Origin of the sequence: Vibrio breoganii (genome assembly GCF_001677275.1) — a bacterium.
GTDB lineage: Bacteria > Pseudomonadota > Gammaproteobacteria > Enterobacterales > Vibrionaceae > Vibrio > Vibrio breoganii.
This window is the reverse complement of record NZ_CP016177.1, coordinates 2179056-2198818: the sequence shown is the minus strand read 5'-3', so window position 1 is coordinate 2198818 and position 19763 is coordinate 2179056. Positions and strand designations below refer to the sequence as shown.

The window sequence follows — 19763 nt, the reverse complement described above, 5'->3', positions numbered from 1 at the left end:
TGGGTTGTTTTCTTGATAGCTGATAGCTGATAGCTGATAGCTGATAGCCTGTCTCTTGATCACAACTTGGACTTTAGGGTACTCGTCATATAAAAGGTCCCCGATAAAAGCCCTCGGGGACGACGGTTGTTAATAATACGAACACCAAAGCTGTGCATGCAATGGTCATTGATAGTAACGAGGTTAGTCACGTTCAATGGCAAACGGTGACCATGCCTGGCGGGTTGGCATTACTTCTACGCGGTTGATATTGATATGGTCTGGCAGTGATGCAATGTAGAACATCTGCTCGGCAATATCTTCTGCGCTAAGTGGTGTGGTGCCTTGATATAAATTGTCTGAAGCGCTTTGGTCGCCCTTAGTACGTACTAGGGTAAATTCGGTTTCTGCGATACCTGGGGAAAGGTCCGTAACGCGCACTCCTGTGCCTTGTAAGTCACATCTGAGGTTATAGCTGAACTGCTTAACGAAGGCTTTACTCGCGCCATAAACGTGGCTCCCAGGGTAAGGCCATTGACCGGCAATGGAACCTACATTGATGATAGTCGCGCCGGCACCAGTTTTGATTAGGGTAGGTAAAAGAGCATGGGTAACATTGACTAAGCCGGTCACATTGGTATCTATCATGGTATGCCAATCGGATAGCTCTACTTCAGGGGCGCCTTGTGGTGCAAGGGCTAAGCCAGCATTGTTGACCAATGCAGTAACTGATGAGAACTCATCTGGCAGAGCGTCTACAGCCTGTTTAACGGCGTCAGCATCACGAACGTCCAACTGCATGACATGAACAGGTACAGACAACTCTTCTTTCAGGTCTAGTAATCGTTCAATACGACGGCCAGACAACACTAATGACCATCCCTCTTTTGCAAATCGGTGTGCAGCGGCCTTGCCAAAACCTGAGGTAGCGCCAGTGATAAATGCGATTTTCTTCATGCTAAGTTCCTTCTTAAAATAGGATTATGAGTAGTGCCAACATTACTAGAATGGGCGCTATTGTTTTTCTTGGTGACGGATCTGGGTACTTACTAAATAGCTTTTTGCCCACCATGTTGCCAATGACTGCGGCGGGAAAGAGCAATAAGCTAAATTGGATAGACTGCGTCGAAATGGCATCCACATACAGTAATCCCATTAACGATGCTAATGAGCTGAAAATAAAAAATACGATGGCTGTGGCTCTTACTTCACTAGCACTAAGGGACAGATTCAATAGGTACAAAACCAGTGGTGGCCCTCCCGCAGAGGCGGTCGTCATACTAAACCCTGATACGGCGCCCGCGAGTAATGCATAGCGCTGATTCAGCCAACGTATTTTTAGATTCAGCATAATCAAAGTGCCAGCAACAAGAGAGGTACCTGCAATCATCATCTTGAGCTGATGAGCTGAAACCTGAGAGATGAACATTAGAGAAACAGGGATTGCCCCTAGCATACCTAGTGTGAGCAGAGTCAGTAGTCGCTTGTTGAGCTCTCGCTTGATCCCTCTAAGTAAGCAAAGGCTACTCAGTAGATCCAAAGTCAATGCAATAGCAATCGACTCAAAAGGAGAGTAGATAAAGCTGAGACACAAGGCTGCAATAATGGCAAAACCAAAGCCACTGTAGCCTCTTACCATTCCGGCAAAGAACACAAATACTGCCGCTAGCCCCATCTTCAACCCCATCACTTAATCGTCAATGACATCAATGTAATCAGCCATTGGATTAAGCTATAGAGCCAGTTTTTAAGATTGTGTGAGGCAGGGGGAAAGGGCACTGTCTGACCCAAGGCTTTTTTTAAACTGACCCTACGTCCTTATCAGCGTTTGTCGCCAAGATATCTACACACAACAGTACATCTACACAGCCTAGATATCGCACAGGAGAATAAAAATGAATGGATTTGGAACAGAGGTATCAAATCAGTACGTCCTAGAGCTAGATAAGCATGTCTTTCACTCTTGGTCAGTGCAGGAAGCGGCTCCGCCAATTGCTATCGCGGGAGCTCAGGGATGTAACTTGTGGGATTTTGATGGGAAGCAGTATCTCGATTTCAGTAGCCAATTGGTGAATGCTAATATTGGCTATCAGCACCCTAAGGTGATCGATGCCATCAAGACACAGGCTGAGTCGTTAGTGACTATCGCACCTGCCACGGCGAACCTTACTCGAGGCGAAGCTGCAAAGCGCATCTTAGACCGAGCACCTGACAGCTTTAAAAAGGTGTTTTTTACCAATGCGGGCGCGGATGCTAACGAAAATGCGATCCGAATGGCGAGACAGTTTACGGGTCGAGATAAGGTGCTCTCTGCTTACCGTTCTTACCATGGCAATACGGGCTCGGCAATTGCTGCTACGGGGGATTTTCGTCGCGTACCTAATGAATATAGCCGTGGGCATGTGCACTTTTTTAATCCTTATCTGTATCGCACCGAGTTTAATGCGCAAACCGAGGAGCAAGAGTGCGAGCGTGCGCTGCAGCACCTTAAACGTGTTATTGAATGTGAAGGACCAGAGGCCATTGCTGCGATTCTTCTTGAAACTATTCCAGGAACCGCGGGCTTCTTGTTGCCACCAGAGGGCTACCTGCAAGGCGTTCGTGAGCTGGCTACAGAGCATGGTATACAGCTTATCTTTGATGAGGTGATGGTGGGTTTTGGACGCACCGGTCGCTGGTTTGCGTTTGAGCATTTCAATGTCGTGCCTGATCTCATTACCTTTGCTAAGGGCGTGAACTCAGGGTATGTACCTGCTGGTGGCGTTGTGGTCAGCGAGGCTATCTCAGAGTACTTCAAGAGTAATTTCTTTATGGGAGGCCTAACCTACTCAGGTCATCCACTCGCGATGTCAGCCATTGTCGCCACTCTAGATGCAATGGAAGAGGAAGGCATTGTTCGATACGCCGATGAAGTGGGAAACAACGTTCTTGGCCCTGCGTTACTGGAACTTATGGAAAAGCATGAGACCGTAGGAGATATTCGTGGCAAAGGCATGTTTTGGGCGTTGGAGTTGGTTGAAGACAGAGCAACACGTGAGCCTTTGAGTAACAGCAAAATAGCGTTACTGAAGTCTAAGTTAACTGAGAAAGGGCTGCTGACCTTTATTGTGAATAATCGTATTCATGTGACGCCACCTTTGATCATCAAACCTAATGAGATTGCACAAGGTGTGGCGATCATCAGTCAAGTACTGGCTGAGTTTGATTAGCTTACAGAGCATAAAAAAACGCCAAGACAATTGTCTTGGCGTTGGCGCATTGAATAAAACGGGATACTTGGTCGAGGTTAACCTTGTATCACTCTTGCGAGTTGTTCGATTCCGGGAGTAATGAGCGCCTTATCTATGGCATGAAAACCAAGCCTAAAGTAGGTGTTGGTTTCGGGGTGAGATTGCTGTTTATCCATAAAGTGTGAGTAGCCGGTCTCTATAAGCACACCGCGAGATGAGGCGCGAGAGGCCAGTCGCTGACTGCTCATTTTGTCGGGAGTTTCGAGCCACAAAGCATTGCTGTAGTTGTCTTTTGCTAGTCGCGCACAATCAGGAAGATAGTGCTCAACGGCATCATTGATGGTTTGCCAGCGCTGACGAGTATTGTCTTTAAATCGGCGAAGGAAGCTGTCGTAGTACCCTTGTGAGATAAAGTGGGCCATTTCCATTTGCACGCGGCTTGGCGGGTGTCGATACATGAGGCGGCGCAATGTGCGAAGCTCGTAGATTAACTCTTCCGGTGCAACGATATAACCTAGGCGTAATCCAGGAGCCAGTATCTTAGAGAAGCTACTGACATAGATAACCCGATTGTCTTTATCTAATGCCTTAAGCGCAGGCAGAGGCGCCCACTCAGAGTTACTGTCAGAGTCATAATCATCTTCGATAATGATGGCGTCATTGGCTCGTGCTTGTTGCAGCAGTTCATCACGCCTTGTTTTGCTCATGGTGACCCCTGTTGGGGCTTGATGACTTGGGGTGACATAGAAGTAATCACACATGGAAGAGAGCTCGTTTAACTTCAAGCCATCTTCATCCACAGCATGCGGGTGTAGCTGTGCGCCAGCCAAACCAAAGATATTGTTTGCCTCTTTGTAGCCCGGGTTTTCAACCCCCACACGAGTCCCCTTATCCATGAGCAACTGAGACACTAGATACAAGGCGTTTTGAGAGCCAATGGTTATCAATATTTCATCGCTCTTGGCGTGTATGCCCCGTTGCGGAAGCACGCGTGTGCGTATCTGTTCTACGAGCAGTTCAACGTCTTTATCGACTTTATCGCAAAGCCAGCCGTGATCATGTGGATCAGCAATGACCTTGCGCGCCGATTCACGCCATTGAGCCAGTGGGAAATCATTGATACTAGGTTGGCCATAAATAAATGGATATTGATAGCAGCTCCAATGTGACGGTTTAACGATGCGAGGAAAGCGATCAGTAGAGATTTTTAACCGGCTAGCCCAGTTTGGTGCGCTGGCGGGATTGTCTGCCTCAAAATGATCCAGCTCATCCTCAACCTCTTGCAGTCTTAATCGATATTTTTCAGACAGATAGTAACCACTTCTTGGCTTGCTGATCAGGTAGCCATCATCAGACAGCCCTTCATAAACCAGCGATACCGTATTACGCGAAACCTTTAGCTGAGTAGAGAGCTTACGGCAAGAAGGCAAAGCCTCATCCGCAGAGAACACCCCTTCGAGTATCGCCTTTACTAAGTACTCACGTACTTGTTCTTGTAAGCTTCTCTTCGAATCGAATTCAATGAAACAGCTGTAATTGATTGCCATTGAGCCAACCTCTTTATGATTATTATTCACTGCATTTCATTAAGTGGTGCAAGAAGTAAGCCAGTCTACCCATTTAGTATTATCTTGCTGTTTTCCAAGACTGTCCCAATCGGCCTATAAAATTGGCTCTAACTCACAACCTTGTCCTGTCTCTAAAGTGAAGGTGTCCACAAATACAGCAAGGAATGAATTATGAGACAGGGTATGAAACTGAAAAAATGGGTAGCAGTCGCGGCAGCAACAATGACCTTAGGTATGTCTAGTTTGGCACTCGCAGATGAGATGCCATCGTTTGCCAGTAATGGTTTGAAGGTGGCAACAGAGGATAACTACTCTCCATTCAACTTCATTGCTCAAGGCAAGGCGACGGGCATTAATAAGGACTTACTGGATGAACTTCGAACCTATTCCGAATTTGAGGTGAAACAAGACATTCTGCCTTGGACAGGTCTGTTGGCTTCTGTTTCTGCAGGGCAATATGATTTGGCATTAACAGGGGCAATTGTGACGGACGCTCGCCTCAAGGTCTTTGATTTTACGCCACCTATTGCCTCAGCGCAGCACTACTTTGTTGCCAGAGCAAAAGATGACAGTACCAATACCATTAGCGATCTCGATGGTAAAACCGTCGGTTTGCAAGCGGGTAGTGCGCTTTTAGAAAGACTTCCAGAGCTGAAAGAAATGCTTGAAGCCCAAGGTAAAGACCTAGGTAAAGTCGTTGAATATCAATCTTACCCAGAAGCTTACGCCGACCTTGCAAATGGTCGAGTGGATTATGTCATCAACAGCGTTGTATCCGTTAATGAGGTAGTAAAAGCTAAGTCTAAGATGTTTAAAAAGGGTGAAGCCGTATCAGGACCTGGCTTTGTTAGCTGGCCTGTACCTAAGGACAACCCTGAGCTTCTTGCTTACCTAACCGAGTTCTTTGTTCACCTTAAAGAGACGGGACGATTGGCGGAGCTTCAAGAGAAGTGGTTTGGAGAGTCATTTGAAGACCTACCAATGGAAGCCATTGTATCTGTCGAGCAATACCACAAATTGACCGCCGTCCAATAAAAAAGAAAGCAGAAAAAACGTCACAAATCAGTAGCGACCAAGGCCAAAATAGAGCACACACTGCCGTTGCCTTGGTCCTACTTTCCAAAACCGTTTCAATTATTCAAGCAGACAAGTAGGTGTATATGGATTACTACGCGTGGATGCAATTGCTCCAAGGGGCTTGGACAACCGCATGGATATCGATGGTGTCGATTGCCCTCGGGGTTGTCATTGGGCTGGTGATTGCCCTTGTTCGAATGGCTAAGCTTCCCGTCATTGACCAAGTGTTAGGGGTCTATGTGAGTTGGGCGCGAGCCACTCCTTTAGTGACCTTAGCCTTGTTTATCTTTCTCTCATTTCCCTCTTTCGGCATCAATCTCGACAAACACTTCTCTGCCATCTTGTGCTTAACCCTGAATACCTCAGCATTTAACGCCGAGATTTGGAGAAACGCCTTTATTAATTTTTCCAATGGGCAAAAAGAGGCCGCCGAAGCACTCGGCATGCAGCGACTTACTTACTTTAGACGCATCATGTTTCCGCAGATGGTGATCATGAGTCTTCCTGCTCTTGTGAATGAGATGTCATTTTTGATTAAGGGCAGCCCTGCTATTGCGGTGATTGGCGTGGTTGACCTTACTCGCGTCACCAATCGCATTGCAGCTGTGACCTATGAGCCGTTAGTGCCAATCTTGTGCGCCGGTGTCCTTTACATGCTCATCATAGGCGTACTGATCAAGTTGCAAGAAATCGCAGAACGTAAAGCCGACTACCTAGCGAGCTAATACCATCACATTAAGGAGTAATTATGTCTGAATGGGAAATCATCTGGCAGCAAAAAGACGTATTTGTCTCGGGATTTGGCAATACTTTTCTATTGTTTATTATTGCCTCTGTAGTGAGCTTTCTACTGGGTATTGCACTCTTGTATACCTTGGAAAATGGCACTAAATGGCTAAAAGGCAGTGTCGTTTTGACCATCAACATTATGCGCACCCTGCCTTTTTTGATCTTGGCGTACTTGTTGTATTACGGACTGCCGCAAGTGGGTATCCGCATGGATGCCTTTACCGCAGGGTTGGTTTCATTGAGCCTCTATCACGGCACCTATTTTTGTGAAATCTTCCGTGGTATCAGAAAGGGGCTAGATCCTGGTTTTATAGAGGCAGCTCAAGCCTGTGGCTTTTCAAAATTTAAGATCTTTACTCGCGTTGTTGTGCCCAATGTGCTGTTTAAGTCGGTGCCTTTGATTGCCAACCAGTTGATCATCTGCCTCAAAGATACCGCGTTCTTGTGCATTATCACGGTAGGAGAGATCACCGCTGCGGCTAACAGTATCCAATCGACTTATTTCATTCCGCTCAATGCGTTTATTGTCGCTATCGCACTGTACTGGCTGATCAGTATCGTCATAGAGCAGATCACTAAAATTACGCTCAACAAAGTTCAAGAAAGAGGGCTAAGCCATGCTTAATCAAACATTAGAAACCAAGACCGTTGAATCATATAAAGAGGTTGCGCCCATTGTTGAACTGCCTATTAAGCACTGTGAGTCAGTAATTGCCAGTGATGCGGAAGATATTGTGAAGGTAGTGAATCTATCCAAGCAATTTGATGGCATTGAGGTATTGAGAGATATCAATCTGACCATCAAAAAAGGGGAGGTGGTGAGTATCCTAGGTTCTTCAGGTTCGGGTAAATCAACACTGCTTCGCTGTATGAACTGGCTTGAGCAACCTGAGCGCGGCACCATTCATCTTGGGGATGAACGCATCGGCATTAACCCACAAACCGATAAGCCTCTTAAGTATCGTGATTTAGCAAAGATGCGAGAGCGAATTGGTATGGTCTTTCAAGGGTTTAACCTTTGGCCTCATCTCACTGTGCTGAAGAACGTGATGGAAGCCTTATTGCACGTTAAGAAAATGTCGAAAGCAGAGGCTGAAGATATTGCCAAAGTGCAGCTAGAAAAAGTAGGGATGTCACACAAGCTCGACAGCTACCCAAGTATGCTCTCCGGTGGTCAGAAACAGCGCGTTGCTATTGCCCGTGCTCTTGCGATGGAGCCTGAGGTGTTATTGTTTGATGAACCAACGTCTGCCCTTGACCCTGAGCTGGTGGATGAGGTTCTGTTGGTGATGCAAAAGCTGTCTAAGGAGGGCTATACCATGGTGGTGGTGACCCACGAAATGGAGTTTGCCAGAAATGTATCAAGCCAAGTGGTGTTTCTTGAAAAGGGCATCTTGATAGAAAAGAATCCACCCGAAAAATTCTTTACTAACCCAGACTCTCCAAGGGTTAGGCAGTTCTTGAAACTGGATTAAGTTGAAAGGCTAGCAGTTCATCTGCTAGCCTTTTGGCCTACTGTAGTACTTTTACTATAGGTGGTCTAAAGCATGTGATGCTAGGTCATAACTCAGCGTTTGTTGCTTACCATCTTTAACAAAAGTGCAGCTGACACTGTCTTGTTTCCACTCAATAAGTTCAACAGATACCGCTTGTTCATCAGACAAATCGTGCAATACCACAGCGTTAAATGTCGCTGCAGTGCTTCGAACAAGAGAATAAGCTAGATCACTCACAGCTGGGTTGTCAGGTGCATACCCAGTAAGAACTTGGCATGCCTCATTACTCCAAATGTGCTGAGTGTAATCGGCTTGATCCTCTATTCCATAAGTCAGTGCATGAGATTGAGCTTGCGCTGATAAACGAGCCTCTGTCATGCGCGCTAGCGGACCCTGCAACGGATTCTCAATCGTTGACATTGTCTGAGCGTGCTTATGAGTGCCACGTACATGATAGGTAAGATCCAGCTGCTGCTGATTCGGGTTATCAATCTTGTGTAATTCGACTAACAGGTTATCCAGCCAAATCAATACTCTACGGTACTTCACATTTTGATAGCTTGAAGAATCCCACTGCACGATAGTATGACTATCAACGCTAGCTTCTTCTTGTGACCAATCCACCTCAGCATCGATTACCGTAGCCGTATCGCCTTGTAGATAGTGATTCAACACAGGGTTGATTGGGGACTGGTTTTTCTGGTTTACCGCAAGCGTGTTGTGGGTAGCTGTATTCTTGTAATAGCCGTAGTGAAGCTCAGCGCCGTAGCCAGTAGTGCCAAGATCAGGCAGGATCTCTTTGCCTTGACGAGTCACAATGATACCAAGACGATCATAGTGATCATGCTCACCGCCATAAGGCGCGTGTTTATATAGCAATGCATTGTCATTCTTGGCATCAAATTCTAGGGTAATCCCAGCCTCTTCGGCATGAATAGACTGGCAAACCAAAGGTTTTGCGAGTGGCAGTTCATCCACACCGTAAAGTAATGCCTCTATGTTATCGCGACTGATGTTTTGGTAGATGCTCGCTAGCGTTCTCGCAAACAACTCACAAGGGTACTGTCTTTGCGCAAACTCAAACAAGTGAGCATGGGTCAGTTTTTGCTGTCCATCAATGCTGTCATTGAGGCGAGGGAACTCACCATTATTCAGGACTAGGCTTAACGGGAACTTCAGTATTTTTAAGAAGTTAGCATTACTGCTGACCGAATAAGGCGTATTGCAGGCTATTTTCTCAAAATTGAGTAGCGCCTGCAGTGCGTAGTAATGGTAGTGAATTGAGCCTTCAAACCACATGCCTTCATTTGTGCAGCCATGATCCAATTGGTAGTGAATGCCATATTCAGTATTGAGAGCAAAGTCGATGTAGCTTTGCTCATCCAAGATAAGGCCGATAACGCCAACCGTAGCGTTGATCTTCATCTCATGATTATGCAGTTGCGCCGTGCGATGCTTCATTAAGAATTCAGCGCCCTCACGCAGTAATCTATCTTCGACATACTGCTGCTGTTCTGCAGAGAGTTGGTCTTTGACGAAGTCATATCCGCGTGCAAAATCTAGATGGCAGTTAGCCTCACACAGGGTTTGTGCGTTGGCTTTGCCAGGGCCGTTGTAAGGGATGCCGCCATGTTCTTCATAATCTGGGTAGTATTTCGCGTACTCTAAAAGAATCCCCGTCACTTTATCTAGGTATAGATTATCGCCAGTCAACTGCCATAGTAGGCCAAGGTCGTAACAGGCCTTTGCATTTAAGCCATTGAGCCAGCGCCACCAAGCTCCGTCATACGGCTGGCCAGTGAATTCTTTTCCATCAACAGGACAACAATGAGATTTAGGCTTGTAGCGATCCCAAGTGAGACGAACACCGTGCTCAGGACAGAAATAGTAGAGATTCCATGTCGCGATACCTGTCTCTGGTACTAAAGTGTCGTGATTGAGCACCACATCATTGTTGTTTTTGAGCGTTTCAATCATAGAGACACTCGCGCGCTCGATGATTGCCTGTATCTCTGATTCAGAAAACTGTAGCATGACAAAATACCTTAATAGCTATGCTATATCGTTGAATTTAAAATAATTATTTGCATTGTGGTAGCAGATGTTTTCTACGGTCTGCCTAAGTAGATCTAGGTCGTAAGGGATCTCTCCGCTCTCAACCCAGCTTGCAAGTAAGTTGCACAGCACACGCCTAAAATATTCGTGTCTGCTAAATGAAAATAGATTGCGGGAGTCCGTTAACATGCCCACAAACCGACCTAGAGCACCTAGGTTTTTTAGGCTAGTGAGCTGCGCCTCCATGCCGTCTTTGTGGTCGTTAAACCACCATGCTGCGCCAAATTGAATTTTGCCCGGAGCATCATCACTCTGAAATGCACCCGCTAAACAGCTAAGCAGTTGGTTGTGATTGGCATTGAGGTTGTAGAGCACCGTCTTTGGCAGTTTGTGTTCTCTATCAAGATCGCTAAGGTGCTTTGCTAGCGCCTCTATATCTAAATCATGGTCAATCACGGTAAAGCCAGTACCTGCACCAAGCTCTTGTTTGCGTCTTTCATTCACATTGGCAAGGACTCCAATATGCAACTGTTGGCTCCAATGATATTTGTGATAGAGCTTGCCAAGTTGGTTTAATACGTAAGTGGTTAATTGGGCTTTTTCTTGCGCTGACAGTTGTTGTTCAGTCAGTAGTTTGAGGAAAATACTTTCGCATTGCCCTGTGCTTCCTTTGGCATAACAAACCGTTGGCAGGCCGATATCAGAAAGTCTGCACCCCATTTCATGAAAGAATTCAATGCGACTGGCAATGGCCTCAACGTAGTTACCGAGTGAGCCAATATTGATACTGGTGATCTGGCTTAGTTGAGACAGGGTGCTCAAAAAACCTTGAGTGTTGCTAAATGCAATGAGTTCATCGGCTCTGAAGGTCGGTAAAACCTTAACTGCAAAGTCTGAATGCTTAAGCTTTTGATGGTATTCAAGATCTGACAGAGGAGAATCGGTGGTACAAAGCGTATCAACATTGAGCCTCTCCAATACCGAACGAGTGCTCATGTTTGAGGCTCTTAGTGCGCTATTGCAATGATTCCAAATGGCTTTTGAATTGCTTGGGTTAAGCAGCAAATCACAGTCAAAAAAACGTTTTAGCTCTAGATGCGACCATTGGTACAAAGGGTTACCCAAGAGGTAGGGCATAGCCTCACACCACTTGTCGAATTTTTCACTATCAGTGGCGTCGCCCGTAATGTAGCGCTCAGCGATACCGTTGCTTCTCATTGCTCGCCATACATAATGATCACTGTGCAGCCATGCCTCAGTTAGGTTTTTATGCTTGGTATTGAACCAGATATCTTTTGCATCAAGATGATTGTGATAATCAATAATCGGCATAGGTGTGGCATAGTTGCGATACAGATGCTGAGCAAGAGATGAGGTTAACAGCACATTGTCATGGATGTATTCTTGGTACATGTCTGGCCTTATACGCATAAAAGAGGAGAGCGCCAAATGACGATCTCCTTGGTTTGAGTTAACAGTTAGCTTTGAGTTTGTATTTGAGGTTCCGCTTTCTTCACCTTAGCACTGCGTAATAAGGCAACACCGACGGTGACAACTACAGCACCACAGAATAGGAATGCCATTCTTCCCCAGAACGGGTTTGGTATTAAGATCATTGCCGTCACAAGAGCACCAAACACCAAAATCAGTTTGCCCAGCAAATTGCGTTGTTGACGATCCATTTCATCTTGACCAGCAGATTCAACAACCGGTGTTGCAACATCTTTCCAGAAGTGATCTAGCTCTTTCTCACGTTGGCCTACAGGCTCTTTATAGAACTTAGTGGTTAGGCAGAAGAAACCACCAGTAATAAACAGGTGTCCAATGATGCCGTTCATAACGATAAGATCTGATGTTTCACGAGCAGTGAATCCATTTTCTAGACCAAGCATGTTGGCAATCACATCTGGCGTAATGACAAAGCTCACTAGATAAGAAACAAACATACCCACAACAAGTGTTGCCCATGCGGCCCAATCTGGCGTTTTCTTAATGATCATGCCAAAGAACAGAGGAACCAAAATTGGCATTTGCAATAGAGTACTTACGTACATCATTGCGTCGAACAAGCTCAGCTCGCGTAGGGAGTTGATGAATAAAGCAACCATGATGATAAGAGCGCCAAATAGCACTGTAACCAGCTGGCTCACACGCATTAGTTTCTTCTCTGATGCGTCTTTATTGATGATTGGGCTGTAGAAGTTTCGAACGAATACACCCGCATTACGGTTTAAGCCAGAATCCATAGAAGACATGGTCGCAGCAAATACCGCAGACATCAGAAGACCAACCATACCGACAGGCATCACACGCTCTACGAATACTAGGTATACCGCGTCCGCTGCTTTGTTGCCTAAAGCATCAGCGTGAACCATAGCTGCATCAGGGTAGATAACAGCAGTTACCCAAGGAGGCATGAACCAGATTGCAGGACCAATCAACATCAGAGCAAAGGCAAGTAGCGCTGCTTTTCGAGCGTTAATTGAGTCTTTTGCGGTAAGGAAGCGGTAAGAGTCCTGCATGTTGTTGATGTTTTGCAGCTGCTTCACAAACATGAAGATAAACCACGCAACAAACAACAATGGGTAGTTCATGTCTGGACCCATGATAGTGTCACTTGGGAACTGCTCAATTAGGTTAGTAGGCCCGCCAATCTCGATAAGAGCAGCGACAGCACAAACTACGGTTACAGCCATGATCACAACCATCTGCACAAAGTCTGAAGCTACAACGCCCCATGCCCCGCCGAGTACTGAAATGAACAGAACAATTAAGCCGGTTGCGATAATGGTAGTTTCGATATCAATCTTAAATACCGCACTTACAAATAGCGCCAAACCGTTAAGCCAGATACCGGTATAAACGATGCTGGTTGGCATGGTTGCCCAAGTGAATACTTGTTCATTAGAAGCACCAAAACGACGACGTACGCCTTCAATCGGCGTTACTGTGCGCATTTGACGGAAGCGGTATGAGAAGAACATCCATGACAGCAAAAAGCCAAAGGCATTTGCCCAGAAGATAACCATGATAGGAAAGCCATCGGTGAAGGCTTTACCTGCTGCACCTGTAAATGTCCAAGCACTGAATTGGGTCATGAAGGCTGTTGAGCCTACCATCCACCACAACATTTTACCGCCACCCCTAAAGTAATCACTGGTGCTGTTGCCAGCAAAGCGCTTGAAGATGATGCCTACGGCAATCATAAAGATGAAGTAGACCCCGACGACGAGTATGTCTATGTTCATTGTTCCCACCCTAATATAGTAATAAAATGCTAGTCGTTATTTTTTAAACCACTGGTTCATTATGAATATTGTATGATGAATCTTCGAATCATTCATGTCAGAAATGTGATCAATGAAACGTTGTTTTATTTTTGTTTGAATTAAGTGTTTCTAGTTGAAACGATGAGCTGTTTCTTAATGTTGCCAAAATCACCCTTGGCCTTCGTGATCTTGGCGTATGGTTTATCACTAGCATGCAGGTACAGTGTTTAGCTGATATATGGATACAAAAAAGCCACCAGAATGAAAGTCCCATCCTTGGTGGCTTTTGGTATAAGTGTGTTGCTGGTAGTTAATCCGTGTATAGAGCCTTTAAAGCCTAAATCAACACACTGCTTTTTTACAAAAAGTCTTTTCGCATAGGAGTGAAGTTATCCAGCAACACACCTGCTTTTAGGCATGTACAGCCATGAACAATGTCAGGTTTTTTGTACATAGTGTCGCCGGCTTTCACAATTTTGCTTTCGCCACCAATAGTGAACTCAAACTCACCGGATAGAACGTAAGTGATTTGCTCATGTGGGTGGCGATGTAAAGCACCAATAGCTCCGTCATCGAAATGCACTTCAACAGTCATCATGTTTTCTGAATGAGCTAAGATTTTGCGCTTTACACCTTCACCAAGATCTTCTAACTCTATGCTTTGGTTATAAATAAACATTACTGGTCCTATTAGCGAGACAGCCAGCCACCATCAACTGCGATGGTGTAGCCATTGATGTAATCAGATGCATTTGAAGCGAGGAACACACATGGACCAGCAAGATCTTCAGGTGTACCCCAGCGAGCTGCAGGGATACGGCCAACAATTTCAGCGTTACGCGCTTCGTCAGCACGCAGAGCTGCCGTGTTGTTAGTCGCCATGTAGCCCGGTGCAATGGCATTCACATTGATATTGTGGCTTGCCCACTCGTTTGCCATAAGGCGAGTCACACCCATTACACCACTCTTTGACGCAGTGTAAGAAGGCACACGGATACCGCCTTGGAAAGAAAGCATAGAAGCGATATTGATGATCTTGCCGCCTTCACCTTGAGAGATGAACTGCTTAGCAACGGCTTGAGACATGAAGAACACAGACTTAACGTTGATGTCCATTACGTCATCCCAGTCTTGCTCTGTGAAATCAATCGCATCATTACGACGAATGATTCCGGCATTGTTTACTAGGATATCGATACGACCCAGCTCAGTAACGGCTTGATCAACGATTGAAGGAATGTCGTCAAGTTTCATCAGATTTGCACGAATATCGATGAACTTACGGCCTGTTTCTTTCATTTTTTCAATGGTTTCTGTTGGCTCTACGATGTTTACGCCAACGATGTCACAACCAGCGCTTGCAAGACCTAGCGCCATGCCTTGTCCAAGACCAGTATCACAGCCAGTCACAATTGCTACTTTATTTTTTAGATCGAATGAGTTGAGAATCATTATTAAGTCCTATGTGTAATCACGTGTTGGGTACAACATTGTGTTGTTTATGTGGTTACATTAAACAAAATAAATCGATCAATCAAGTAAAATGAAATTGCGTTTTAAAAATAAATTGTGAAAGTGTGATTTTTGAGACCTACGTTGAATTATCCGACTTAGCACGTACTGTTGAGGTGCTAGTTCTTGGATGGTTGAGCGAGAGGAGGGCGGAAGCTAGAAAGTTAGAAAGTAGGAAAGTGTAGGGAATAAAAAAGGCCTTTCACAAAGAGTTCGTGAAAGGCCAAGCGTGGAGACAAATAATCTAGGAGTTAAAAGGTGAACTATTTACCGTTTAGTTTTAGCGCTGAGAATGTCACGCTGTTGTAGTCGCCATTCTTTTTATCGATAGCGAAATCGCCAGTACCTTGACAGCCTGGACCCCATACAGGGTGAGATTCTTGAACACTACACTGACCGTAAGCGCCTGCTTTGAAGTAGAAGTCATCTTCTGCATAGCCAGTTGGGTGGTCTTTCGCATCGATGCCCTTGCTTAGGTCGATGTCATAAGTCACCTTGTCGTGTCTTGCTGTTTCGAAAGTCAGGTGCATCATGGTGCCCTTAACTTCAACTTTGTAGCTAAACTCTTCACCTAAAGCGATGCCCGCTTTACCCGGCTCCGCTTGGTTTTCCCAAGTGTTACCCCATACTGGGTAAGCGATATCTGCACGGTTTGGATCTTTTTTCTCTAGGTTACGCTCGTAGTTCCAGAAAACTGAACCGTATTCGTGACCTGGGAATTTCTTGTAGAAGATTTTCAGTGGTTCGTTGCCGTGACCGTAGCCGGTTTTAGCTTCAATCAGAGCGTTGTGTTTCTTCGCGTGGATCTGACCAACCACAACTGAGTGTGCTGGGTATTTTTCAGGGAATTTAGCGTGAAGAGAAACGTGGTTAACCTTCAGTGTTGCTTCTAAAGTACCGCCAACTGCGCTGTATTGATCCGCTTCAGGGTGGCTTGATAGCGCCCACTGGTTCATCTTAGAGTCGGTAAGAATGTTGTCGAAGTTTGCACCGCGAGGCATTTGACGCAGCTCGGAGCGGGCATTCTTAGAGTTCTTAGTAGTGATAGCTTTGTTTTGTACTTCAAATACAAGATTGCCATCTTTATCTAAGTGGAAGAAATCTTCGTGAGAGTAACTTAGCATTGCAACGCCTTCAATCTCATCCACTTTGCCATCTTCATTGATGTCTGAAGGGATAGTGATCTTCCAGTTACGCATATCGAATTTGTCTGCAGGAACAGGGTACGAAACTCCGTTGTTGGCTACATCAGCAGCAGCCGGTAGAGCAAGTAAGAGTGAACCCGCAAGAACAAGAGTTTGTTTCATTATGTAATTCCTTGTATGTATTATTGTCGTACATAATAGGTGTGCTAATTACGAAGAAAAGAACATAAGCTACGATGTGCATGATTGATCACATTTTGAAACATAATCACTAGATCCAGCTCAAAAAATTGAGCTGATGATTGCGATGAGTAACCAATTAATTGGATGGATAGGCGAGTTGTATTTGAGGGTGGTACTTTGCTATATCTTGAAAAAGAGTCACTGTTCTCAGTTTGGAGAGGATGTGTATTGAGGTTTTCAAATAACTGACTCTATTTAAGGCTTTGAAAAATAATGTTTTATCTGATGCTGGCCAAATAAAAACAGCACGCAGGTTGCGTGCTGTTCAGATTGGAAAAGACGTCGGTGCTAGGTCTAATCATCCGTCAAAGAGTAAAGGTCGTAATTCGCGTCAGCGCGTGCGTCGTCCGCAATAGCTTTGCACTGTTCAACGTCCTCTGGGTTCAATCCTGCAGCCAGTTCAATCACTCTTTCATGGTCGTTAACGGATTGTGCCTTACCAATTTCCATACAAATGTCAGGGTTTGCTAATACTGAACCAGAGAACAGTAGAGCAAGTATTGCTGCGCTTTTCATATTTGCCTCGACGATTTTGGTTATTACCGAGACTGTGTACGTAGCGATGCTGTTCTTGGTTCACAATGGTGATAATAAGCCTCAAGAGTCAGTAAATTAATGCTTATACCTAAATGTATTGCTGTCATCGAGAATGTCGATCTTGATTGGCGCCAAGCCTTTACTGCTGTCACCAATTTTGTTGAAAGCAACTAATGACAAATCAATTACTCGCCCCTTAACGTAAGGCCCTCTATCGTTGATCTTCACGTCGACACTCTTGTTGTTTTCGGTATTTGTTACTCGCACGATAGTGCCAAATGGTAAGGTCTTGTGCGCGGCGGTGTAAGCTCGCATGTTGTAGGTTTCACCGCTCGCCGTGAGTTTTCCATGAAAGGCATTGCCGTACCATGAGGCTTGGCCATTCAGGTCATGGTTTGATGCGTACTGTTTTGTTTTTGCCGAAGTACCGCTAGAAGCCGATGAGCATCCAGAAAGAATAAGAGCTAAAAGAATAGGAAGAATGATCAGTAGTTTTTTCATTTATAGTATCTATTAAGGATTGGAAGAGTGTGTTTCAAATAGATCTTAGCGATGAATGATTTCTACACGTCATAGCTATGTAAAGGATGGAAACTATAAACAGGGTGGTGTTCCAATGAGCAACATCTCACACATGCTTTAAGCGTTTTGGGTTTCTGAAAGGACTGTAGTGGTGAGTGTTGGTTGTCTTTGATCAAAGATGATTTTCACTTCCTTTATAGAAAGTAAGCCAATTATGCGTCGTGGATTACTCTTCTCCGTCGCTCAACGCATACTTTATTTCCTCAGAAGAGAAGCCTTTTCGGGAAAGCATGGCGTAGGCTTTATTTCGCTCTTTGAAGTCATTCAGGTCGTAAGACTTTTTATGTAGTTGCTCGAGGCAAGAAGTAAAAAAGTCTATCTCTCCGCTGTTAATCGCTTGCTCGATGAAGGAATCGAGGTCGGAAATGTCAATTTTACGTTGCTTGAGTTCCTGTCGAATGACAGTAAGACCTTTGCCTTTTCTCACATACTTGAGCACTTCTTTTTCAAGGTCTGCCTTTTCAGCTTTGATTTCTAAATTTGAGCGTAAAGTCTTCACGGCAGGGTGCTGAGAGATAGCCGTTTGCACCTGCTGAAATGTAAAACCACGCTTTAAGAGAGAATTAACCAGCTTCTCACGACTGATCGTAAACTCCTGATATTGGTTATTGAGTCGCTCTAGCAAAATAGCCAACTCGTCTATTTCAAGTCGCTTTTTAACTGTATCGATAGCGCTGACAATGGTGTGCTCGCTAATCCCTTTATGCTTCAACTTCTCGGCAATGTAGTTTGAACCATACTCACTACTAAAAGAGCGCTCAGCAAACTGTTCGGCAAACACAGAATCAGACTTGAGATAACCGTAGCCTCGAAGGCTCTCTAAAGTCTGATCGATCCATTCTTGGTTATCTGTTTTCGCCTTGAGCTTAGTCAGTAGTTCACTCTCGGTCATATCCCTCTGAGTAAGGTGCCACATAGCAGAATTCATCACGCTCTCGATGCGTGTGGCTTTTCTTGGTTTGTTGGAGTCAGAATTCATAACAGTATCGAAAAATTTGAATAGCAGAGGTAATCATAACTTAGATAATGGTTGATTTAACTAGTCTTTATAGTTTGATATTTGGATGGTTATTTTTACAGTAACACCTTGATATCTACTCAAATTAATTTGTCATTATTCAGAACGGTGTTAGATTTAATAGATACTAACAATATAACGTGATGCCATGAATTTTAGTATTGAACAACTTCTTGCCTTTGTGACTGTTTATGATCAGCTTTCTTTTAGCAAGGCAGCAGTAAAGCTAAACAAGCATAGAACCACTGTTGGTCAGGTGATTGGGAACCTAGAAGATCAGTTAGCGGTAACACTTTTTGTGCGTATTGGTCGTAAGGTCGAACCGACAGAGGATGGACACTTACTTTACCATTATGCCAAGCAAACGTTAGAGCAAGCGCGAGTGTTGGACAAGGTTGCGTTAAGTCTGTCTTTTGGAGGGCTAGAAAGTATCACTATTGCAAGCTCCCCAATTATTCCACCAAGGGCGCTTTGTATTATCCGTGAGCGTCTATTGCGAGATTTTCCGTCAATGCGGGTTAACTTCGTATTTAAAACTAAGTCGGAGGTTAAACGCGGTATTGAAAGTGGCGAGATTCACTTTGCTCTAGTTAACATTCATGAGAGTCGCGGTATACACAGCTTCGATTCTACATTTTTAGGGCATATTGAGTTTATTCCGTTTGTTGCAAAAGGCGACAAAAAGTTGGACATGGACTTTGAAGAACTGGTTGTCGCGTTGCGAAGTGAACGCCAATTTGTATTGAAGAGCTTGATTGATGAAGGCCTTAAAGAAAAGGTTTTAATGTCTGCGAATCATGAAGAAGTTGAGAACATGGCACTTATAATCAAACTGGTGAAAGAGGGATTTGGCTGGGCTTGGTTACCCAAGGCCGTTCGTGAGTCAGATTCAACCATAGGTATTGAGCCATTAAGGGAAAAAATGGGAGTGAAACAGGGCTTTAAATTTGCAATAGCACTTTGGTGCCCACACTCGAAGCAAGTATCAACGATAAAGAAATCTGTCCTTTCAGCTATTTCCGATTATGTGAGTGAGGTCGATAAACACAATTAGTGTATTGATGAATTCAGGGAAAGCCACTCTTTAAGATTTCTTACTACTTTAATCATGGTGTAGGTTTCTTCTTCCCGAAAGCTTTAGTCTCCCAAGTTAAATTGGATCGGCGGGACCTGTTTGGGGAATAGTATGTCTAGATTGTAGTGATCTTGGTTGGGAACGAGCAAGATTGTAAGTTATTGAGTTATAAGAACTCGCATACAAAA

Annotated in this window: 18 protein-coding genes; 6 read left to right on the top strand and 12 right to left on the bottom strand. The window is 44.7% G+C overall.

Going from position 1 to position 19763, the window contains the following annotated elements; genetic code table 11:
* Positions 1 to 183: 183 nt before the first annotated feature.
* On the bottom strand, positions 184 to 936 hold the full coding sequence (locus A6E01_RS10135; protein WP_017028313.1) for an SDR family NAD(P)-dependent oxidoreductase: 753 nt from the start codon (positions 934 to 936) through the stop codon (positions 184 to 186).
* Positions 937 to 949: 13 nt separating this feature from the next.
* On the bottom strand, positions 950 to 1654 hold the full coding sequence (locus tag A6E01_RS10130) for a TSUP family transporter (RefSeq protein WP_017028312.1): 705 nt from the start codon (positions 1652 to 1654) through the stop codon (positions 950 to 952).
* A gap of 220 nt (positions 1655 to 1874) precedes the next feature.
* On the opposite strand from A6E01_RS10130, the gene A6E01_RS10125 reads away from it, so the two are divergent.
* A complete protein-coding gene (locus A6E01_RS10125; RefSeq protein ID WP_065210165.1) occupies positions 1875 to 3188 on the top strand; it encodes an aspartate aminotransferase family protein in 1314 nt (437 codons plus the stop codon).
* Positions 3189 to 3265: 77 nt separating this feature from the next.
* Here A6E01_RS10125 and pdxR read toward each other — a convergent pair whose 3' ends face one another.
* Positions 3266 to 4756 carry a MocR-like pyridoxine biosynthesis transcription factor PdxR gene (pdxR, locus tag A6E01_RS10120; RefSeq protein ID WP_017028310.1) on the bottom strand — a complete coding sequence of 497 codons (1491 nt, stop codon included), beginning with the start codon at positions 4754 to 4756 and terminating at the stop codon, positions 3266 to 3268.
* A 192-nt stretch (positions 4757 to 4948) separates the two neighbouring features.
* Here pdxR and A6E01_RS10115 point away from each other — a divergent pair, with 192 nt between their 5' ends.
* The 4 genes from A6E01_RS10115 (at position 4949) to A6E01_RS10100 (ending at position 8118) form a co-directional block, all read left to right on the top strand.
* The gene (locus tag A6E01_RS10115; RefSeq protein WP_017028309.1) at positions 4949 to 5812 is read left to right on the top strand and encodes a transporter substrate-binding domain-containing protein; all 864 of its coding nucleotides are present in this window, start codon (positions 4949 to 4951) and stop codon (positions 5810 to 5812) included.
* 125 nt (positions 5813 to 5937) lie between these two features.
* Positions 5938 to 6579 carry an amino acid ABC transporter permease gene (locus A6E01_RS10110; RefSeq protein WP_017032713.1) on the top strand — a complete coding sequence of 214 codons (642 nt, stop codon included), beginning with the start codon at positions 5938 to 5940 and terminating at the stop codon, positions 6577 to 6579.
* A gap of 23 nt (positions 6580 to 6602) precedes the next feature.
* On the top strand, positions 6603 to 7268 hold the full coding sequence (locus A6E01_RS10105; protein ID WP_065210164.1) for an amino acid ABC transporter permease: 666 nt from the start codon (positions 6603 to 6605) through the stop codon (positions 7266 to 7268).
* A complete protein-coding gene (locus A6E01_RS10100) occupies positions 7261 to 8118 on the top strand; it encodes an amino acid ABC transporter ATP-binding protein (RefSeq protein ID WP_017028306.1) in 858 nt (285 codons plus the stop codon). Before A6E01_RS10105 ends, A6E01_RS10100 begins: the two co-directional genes overlap by 8 nt.
* Positions 8119 to 8172: 54 nt before the next feature.
* On the opposite strand, the gene A6E01_RS10095 is transcribed toward A6E01_RS10100, so the two are convergent.
* The 9 genes from A6E01_RS10095 to A6E01_RS10055 form a co-directional block, all read right to left on the bottom strand.
* Positions 8173 to 10173: a heparinase II/III domain-containing protein gene (locus A6E01_RS10095; protein WP_065210163.1), complete on the bottom strand. Its 2001-nt coding sequence runs from the start codon at positions 10171 to 10173 to the stop codon at positions 8173 to 8175.
* 18 nt (positions 10174 to 10191) lie between these two features.
* Positions 10192 to 11625: a glucuronate isomerase gene (uxaC, locus tag A6E01_RS10090; protein ID WP_017028304.1), complete on the bottom strand. Its 1434-nt coding sequence runs from the start codon at positions 11623 to 11625 to the stop codon at positions 10192 to 10194.
* Between the two features lie 47 nt (positions 11626 to 11672).
* Positions 11673 to 13442 (bottom strand): sodium:solute symporter family protein, encoded by a 1770-nt coding sequence (locus tag A6E01_RS10085; protein ID WP_017028303.1) that lies wholly within the window; start codon positions 13440 to 13442, stop codon positions 11673 to 11675.
* Between the two features lie 379 nt (positions 13443 to 13821).
* A complete protein-coding gene (locus tag A6E01_RS10080; RefSeq protein ID WP_065210162.1) occupies positions 13822 to 14142 on the bottom strand; it encodes a cupin domain-containing protein in 321 nt (106 codons plus the stop codon).
* Between the two features lie 11 nt (positions 14143 to 14153).
* A complete protein-coding gene (gene kduD / locus A6E01_RS10075; protein WP_017032710.1) occupies positions 14154 to 14915 on the bottom strand; it encodes a 2-dehydro-3-deoxy-D-gluconate 5-dehydrogenase KduD in 762 nt (253 codons plus the stop codon).
* Positions 14916 to 15238: 323 nt separating this feature from the next.
* The gene (locus A6E01_RS10070; protein WP_017032709.1) at positions 15239 to 16282 is read right to left on the bottom strand and encodes a polysaccharide lyase family 7 protein; all 1044 of its coding nucleotides are present in this window, start codon (positions 16280 to 16282) and stop codon (positions 15239 to 15241) included.
* Between the two features lie 375 nt (positions 16283 to 16657).
* Positions 16658 to 16879 carry a hypothetical protein gene (locus A6E01_RS10065; RefSeq protein WP_017028299.1) on the bottom strand — a complete coding sequence of 74 codons (222 nt, stop codon included), beginning with the start codon at positions 16877 to 16879 and terminating at the stop codon, positions 16658 to 16660.
* Between the two features lie 96 nt (positions 16880 to 16975).
* Positions 16976 to 17401 (bottom strand): septal ring lytic transglycosylase RlpA family protein, encoded by a 426-nt coding sequence (locus A6E01_RS10060; protein ID WP_017028298.1) that lies wholly within the window; start codon positions 17399 to 17401, stop codon positions 16976 to 16978.
* 247 nt (positions 17402 to 17648) lie between these two features.
* A complete protein-coding gene (locus A6E01_RS10055; RefSeq protein WP_017032708.1) occupies positions 17649 to 18461 on the bottom strand; it encodes a RecX family transcriptional regulator in 813 nt (270 codons plus the stop codon).
* A 187-nt stretch (positions 18462 to 18648) separates the two neighbouring features.
* Here A6E01_RS10055 and A6E01_RS10050 point away from each other — a divergent pair, with 187 nt between their 5' ends.
* Positions 18649 to 19554, top strand: a complete 906-nt coding sequence (locus tag A6E01_RS10050; RefSeq protein WP_017028296.1) for a LysR family transcriptional regulator — start codon at positions 18649 to 18651, stop codon at positions 19552 to 19554.
* Positions 19555 to 19763: the final 209 nt, after the last annotated feature.

Excerpts from the sequence above, each read along its gene's own strand:
- pdxR (WP_017028310.1), bottom strand. The coding sequence starts at position 4,756 with ATGGCAATCAATTACAGCTGTTTCATTGAATTCGATTCGAAGAGAAGC.
- A6E01_RS10060 (WP_017028298.1), bottom strand. The coding sequence starts at position 17,401 with ATGAAAAAACTACTGATCATTCTTCCTATTCTTTTAGCTCTTATTCTT.
- A6E01_RS10130 (WP_017028312.1), bottom strand. The coding sequence starts at position 1,654 with ATGGGGCTAGCGGCAGTATTTGTGTTCTTTGCCGGAATGGTAAGAGGC.
- A6E01_RS10125 (WP_065210165.1), top strand. The coding sequence starts at position 1,875 with ATGAATGGATTTGGAACAGAGGTATCAAATCAGTACGTCCTAGAGCTA.
- A6E01_RS10105 (WP_065210164.1), top strand. The coding sequence starts at position 6,603 with ATGTCTGAATGGGAAATCATCTGGCAGCAAAAAGACGTATTTGTCTCG.
- A6E01_RS10095 (WP_065210163.1), bottom strand. The coding sequence starts at position 10,173 with ATGCTACAGTTTTCTGAATCAGAGATACAGGCAATCATCGAGCGCGCG.
- A6E01_RS10070 (WP_017032709.1), bottom strand. The coding sequence starts at position 16,282 with ATGAAACAAACTCTTGTTCTTGCGGGTTCACTCTTACTTGCTCTACCG.
- A6E01_RS10135 (WP_017028313.1), bottom strand. The coding sequence starts at position 936 with ATGAAGAAAATCGCATTTATCACTGGCGCTACCTCAGGTTTTGGCAAG.
- A6E01_RS10085 (WP_017028303.1), bottom strand. The coding sequence starts at position 13,442 with ATGAACATAGACATACTCGTCGTCGGGGTCTACTTCATCTTTATGATT.
- A6E01_RS10050 (WP_017028296.1), top strand. The coding sequence starts at position 18,649 with ATGAATTTTAGTATTGAACAACTTCTTGCCTTTGTGACTGTTTATGAT.
- A6E01_RS10080 (WP_065210162.1), bottom strand. The coding sequence starts at position 14,142 with ATGTTTATTTATAACCAAAGCATAGAGTTAGAAGATCTTGGTGAAGGT.
- A6E01_RS10115 (WP_017028309.1), top strand. The coding sequence starts at position 4,949 with ATGAGACAGGGTATGAAACTGAAAAAATGGGTAGCAGTCGCGGCAGCA.
- A6E01_RS10100 (WP_017028306.1), top strand. The coding sequence starts at position 7,261 with ATGCTTAATCAAACATTAGAAACCAAGACCGTTGAATCATATAAAGAG.
- A6E01_RS10065 (WP_017028299.1), bottom strand. The coding sequence starts at position 16,879 with ATGAAAAGCGCAGCAATACTTGCTCTACTGTTCTCTGGTTCAGTATTA.
- A6E01_RS10055 (WP_017032708.1), bottom strand. The coding sequence starts at position 18,461 with ATGAATTCTGACTCCAACAAACCAAGAAAAGCCACACGCATCGAGAGC.
- kduD (WP_017032710.1), bottom strand. The coding sequence starts at position 14,915 with ATGATTCTCAACTCATTCGATCTAAAAAATAAAGTAGCAATTGTGACT.
- A6E01_RS10110 (WP_017032713.1), top strand. The coding sequence starts at position 5,938 with ATGGATTACTACGCGTGGATGCAATTGCTCCAAGGGGCTTGGACAACC.
- uxaC (WP_017028304.1), bottom strand. The coding sequence starts at position 11,625 with ATGCGTATAAGGCCAGACATGTACCAAGAATACATCCATGACAATGTG.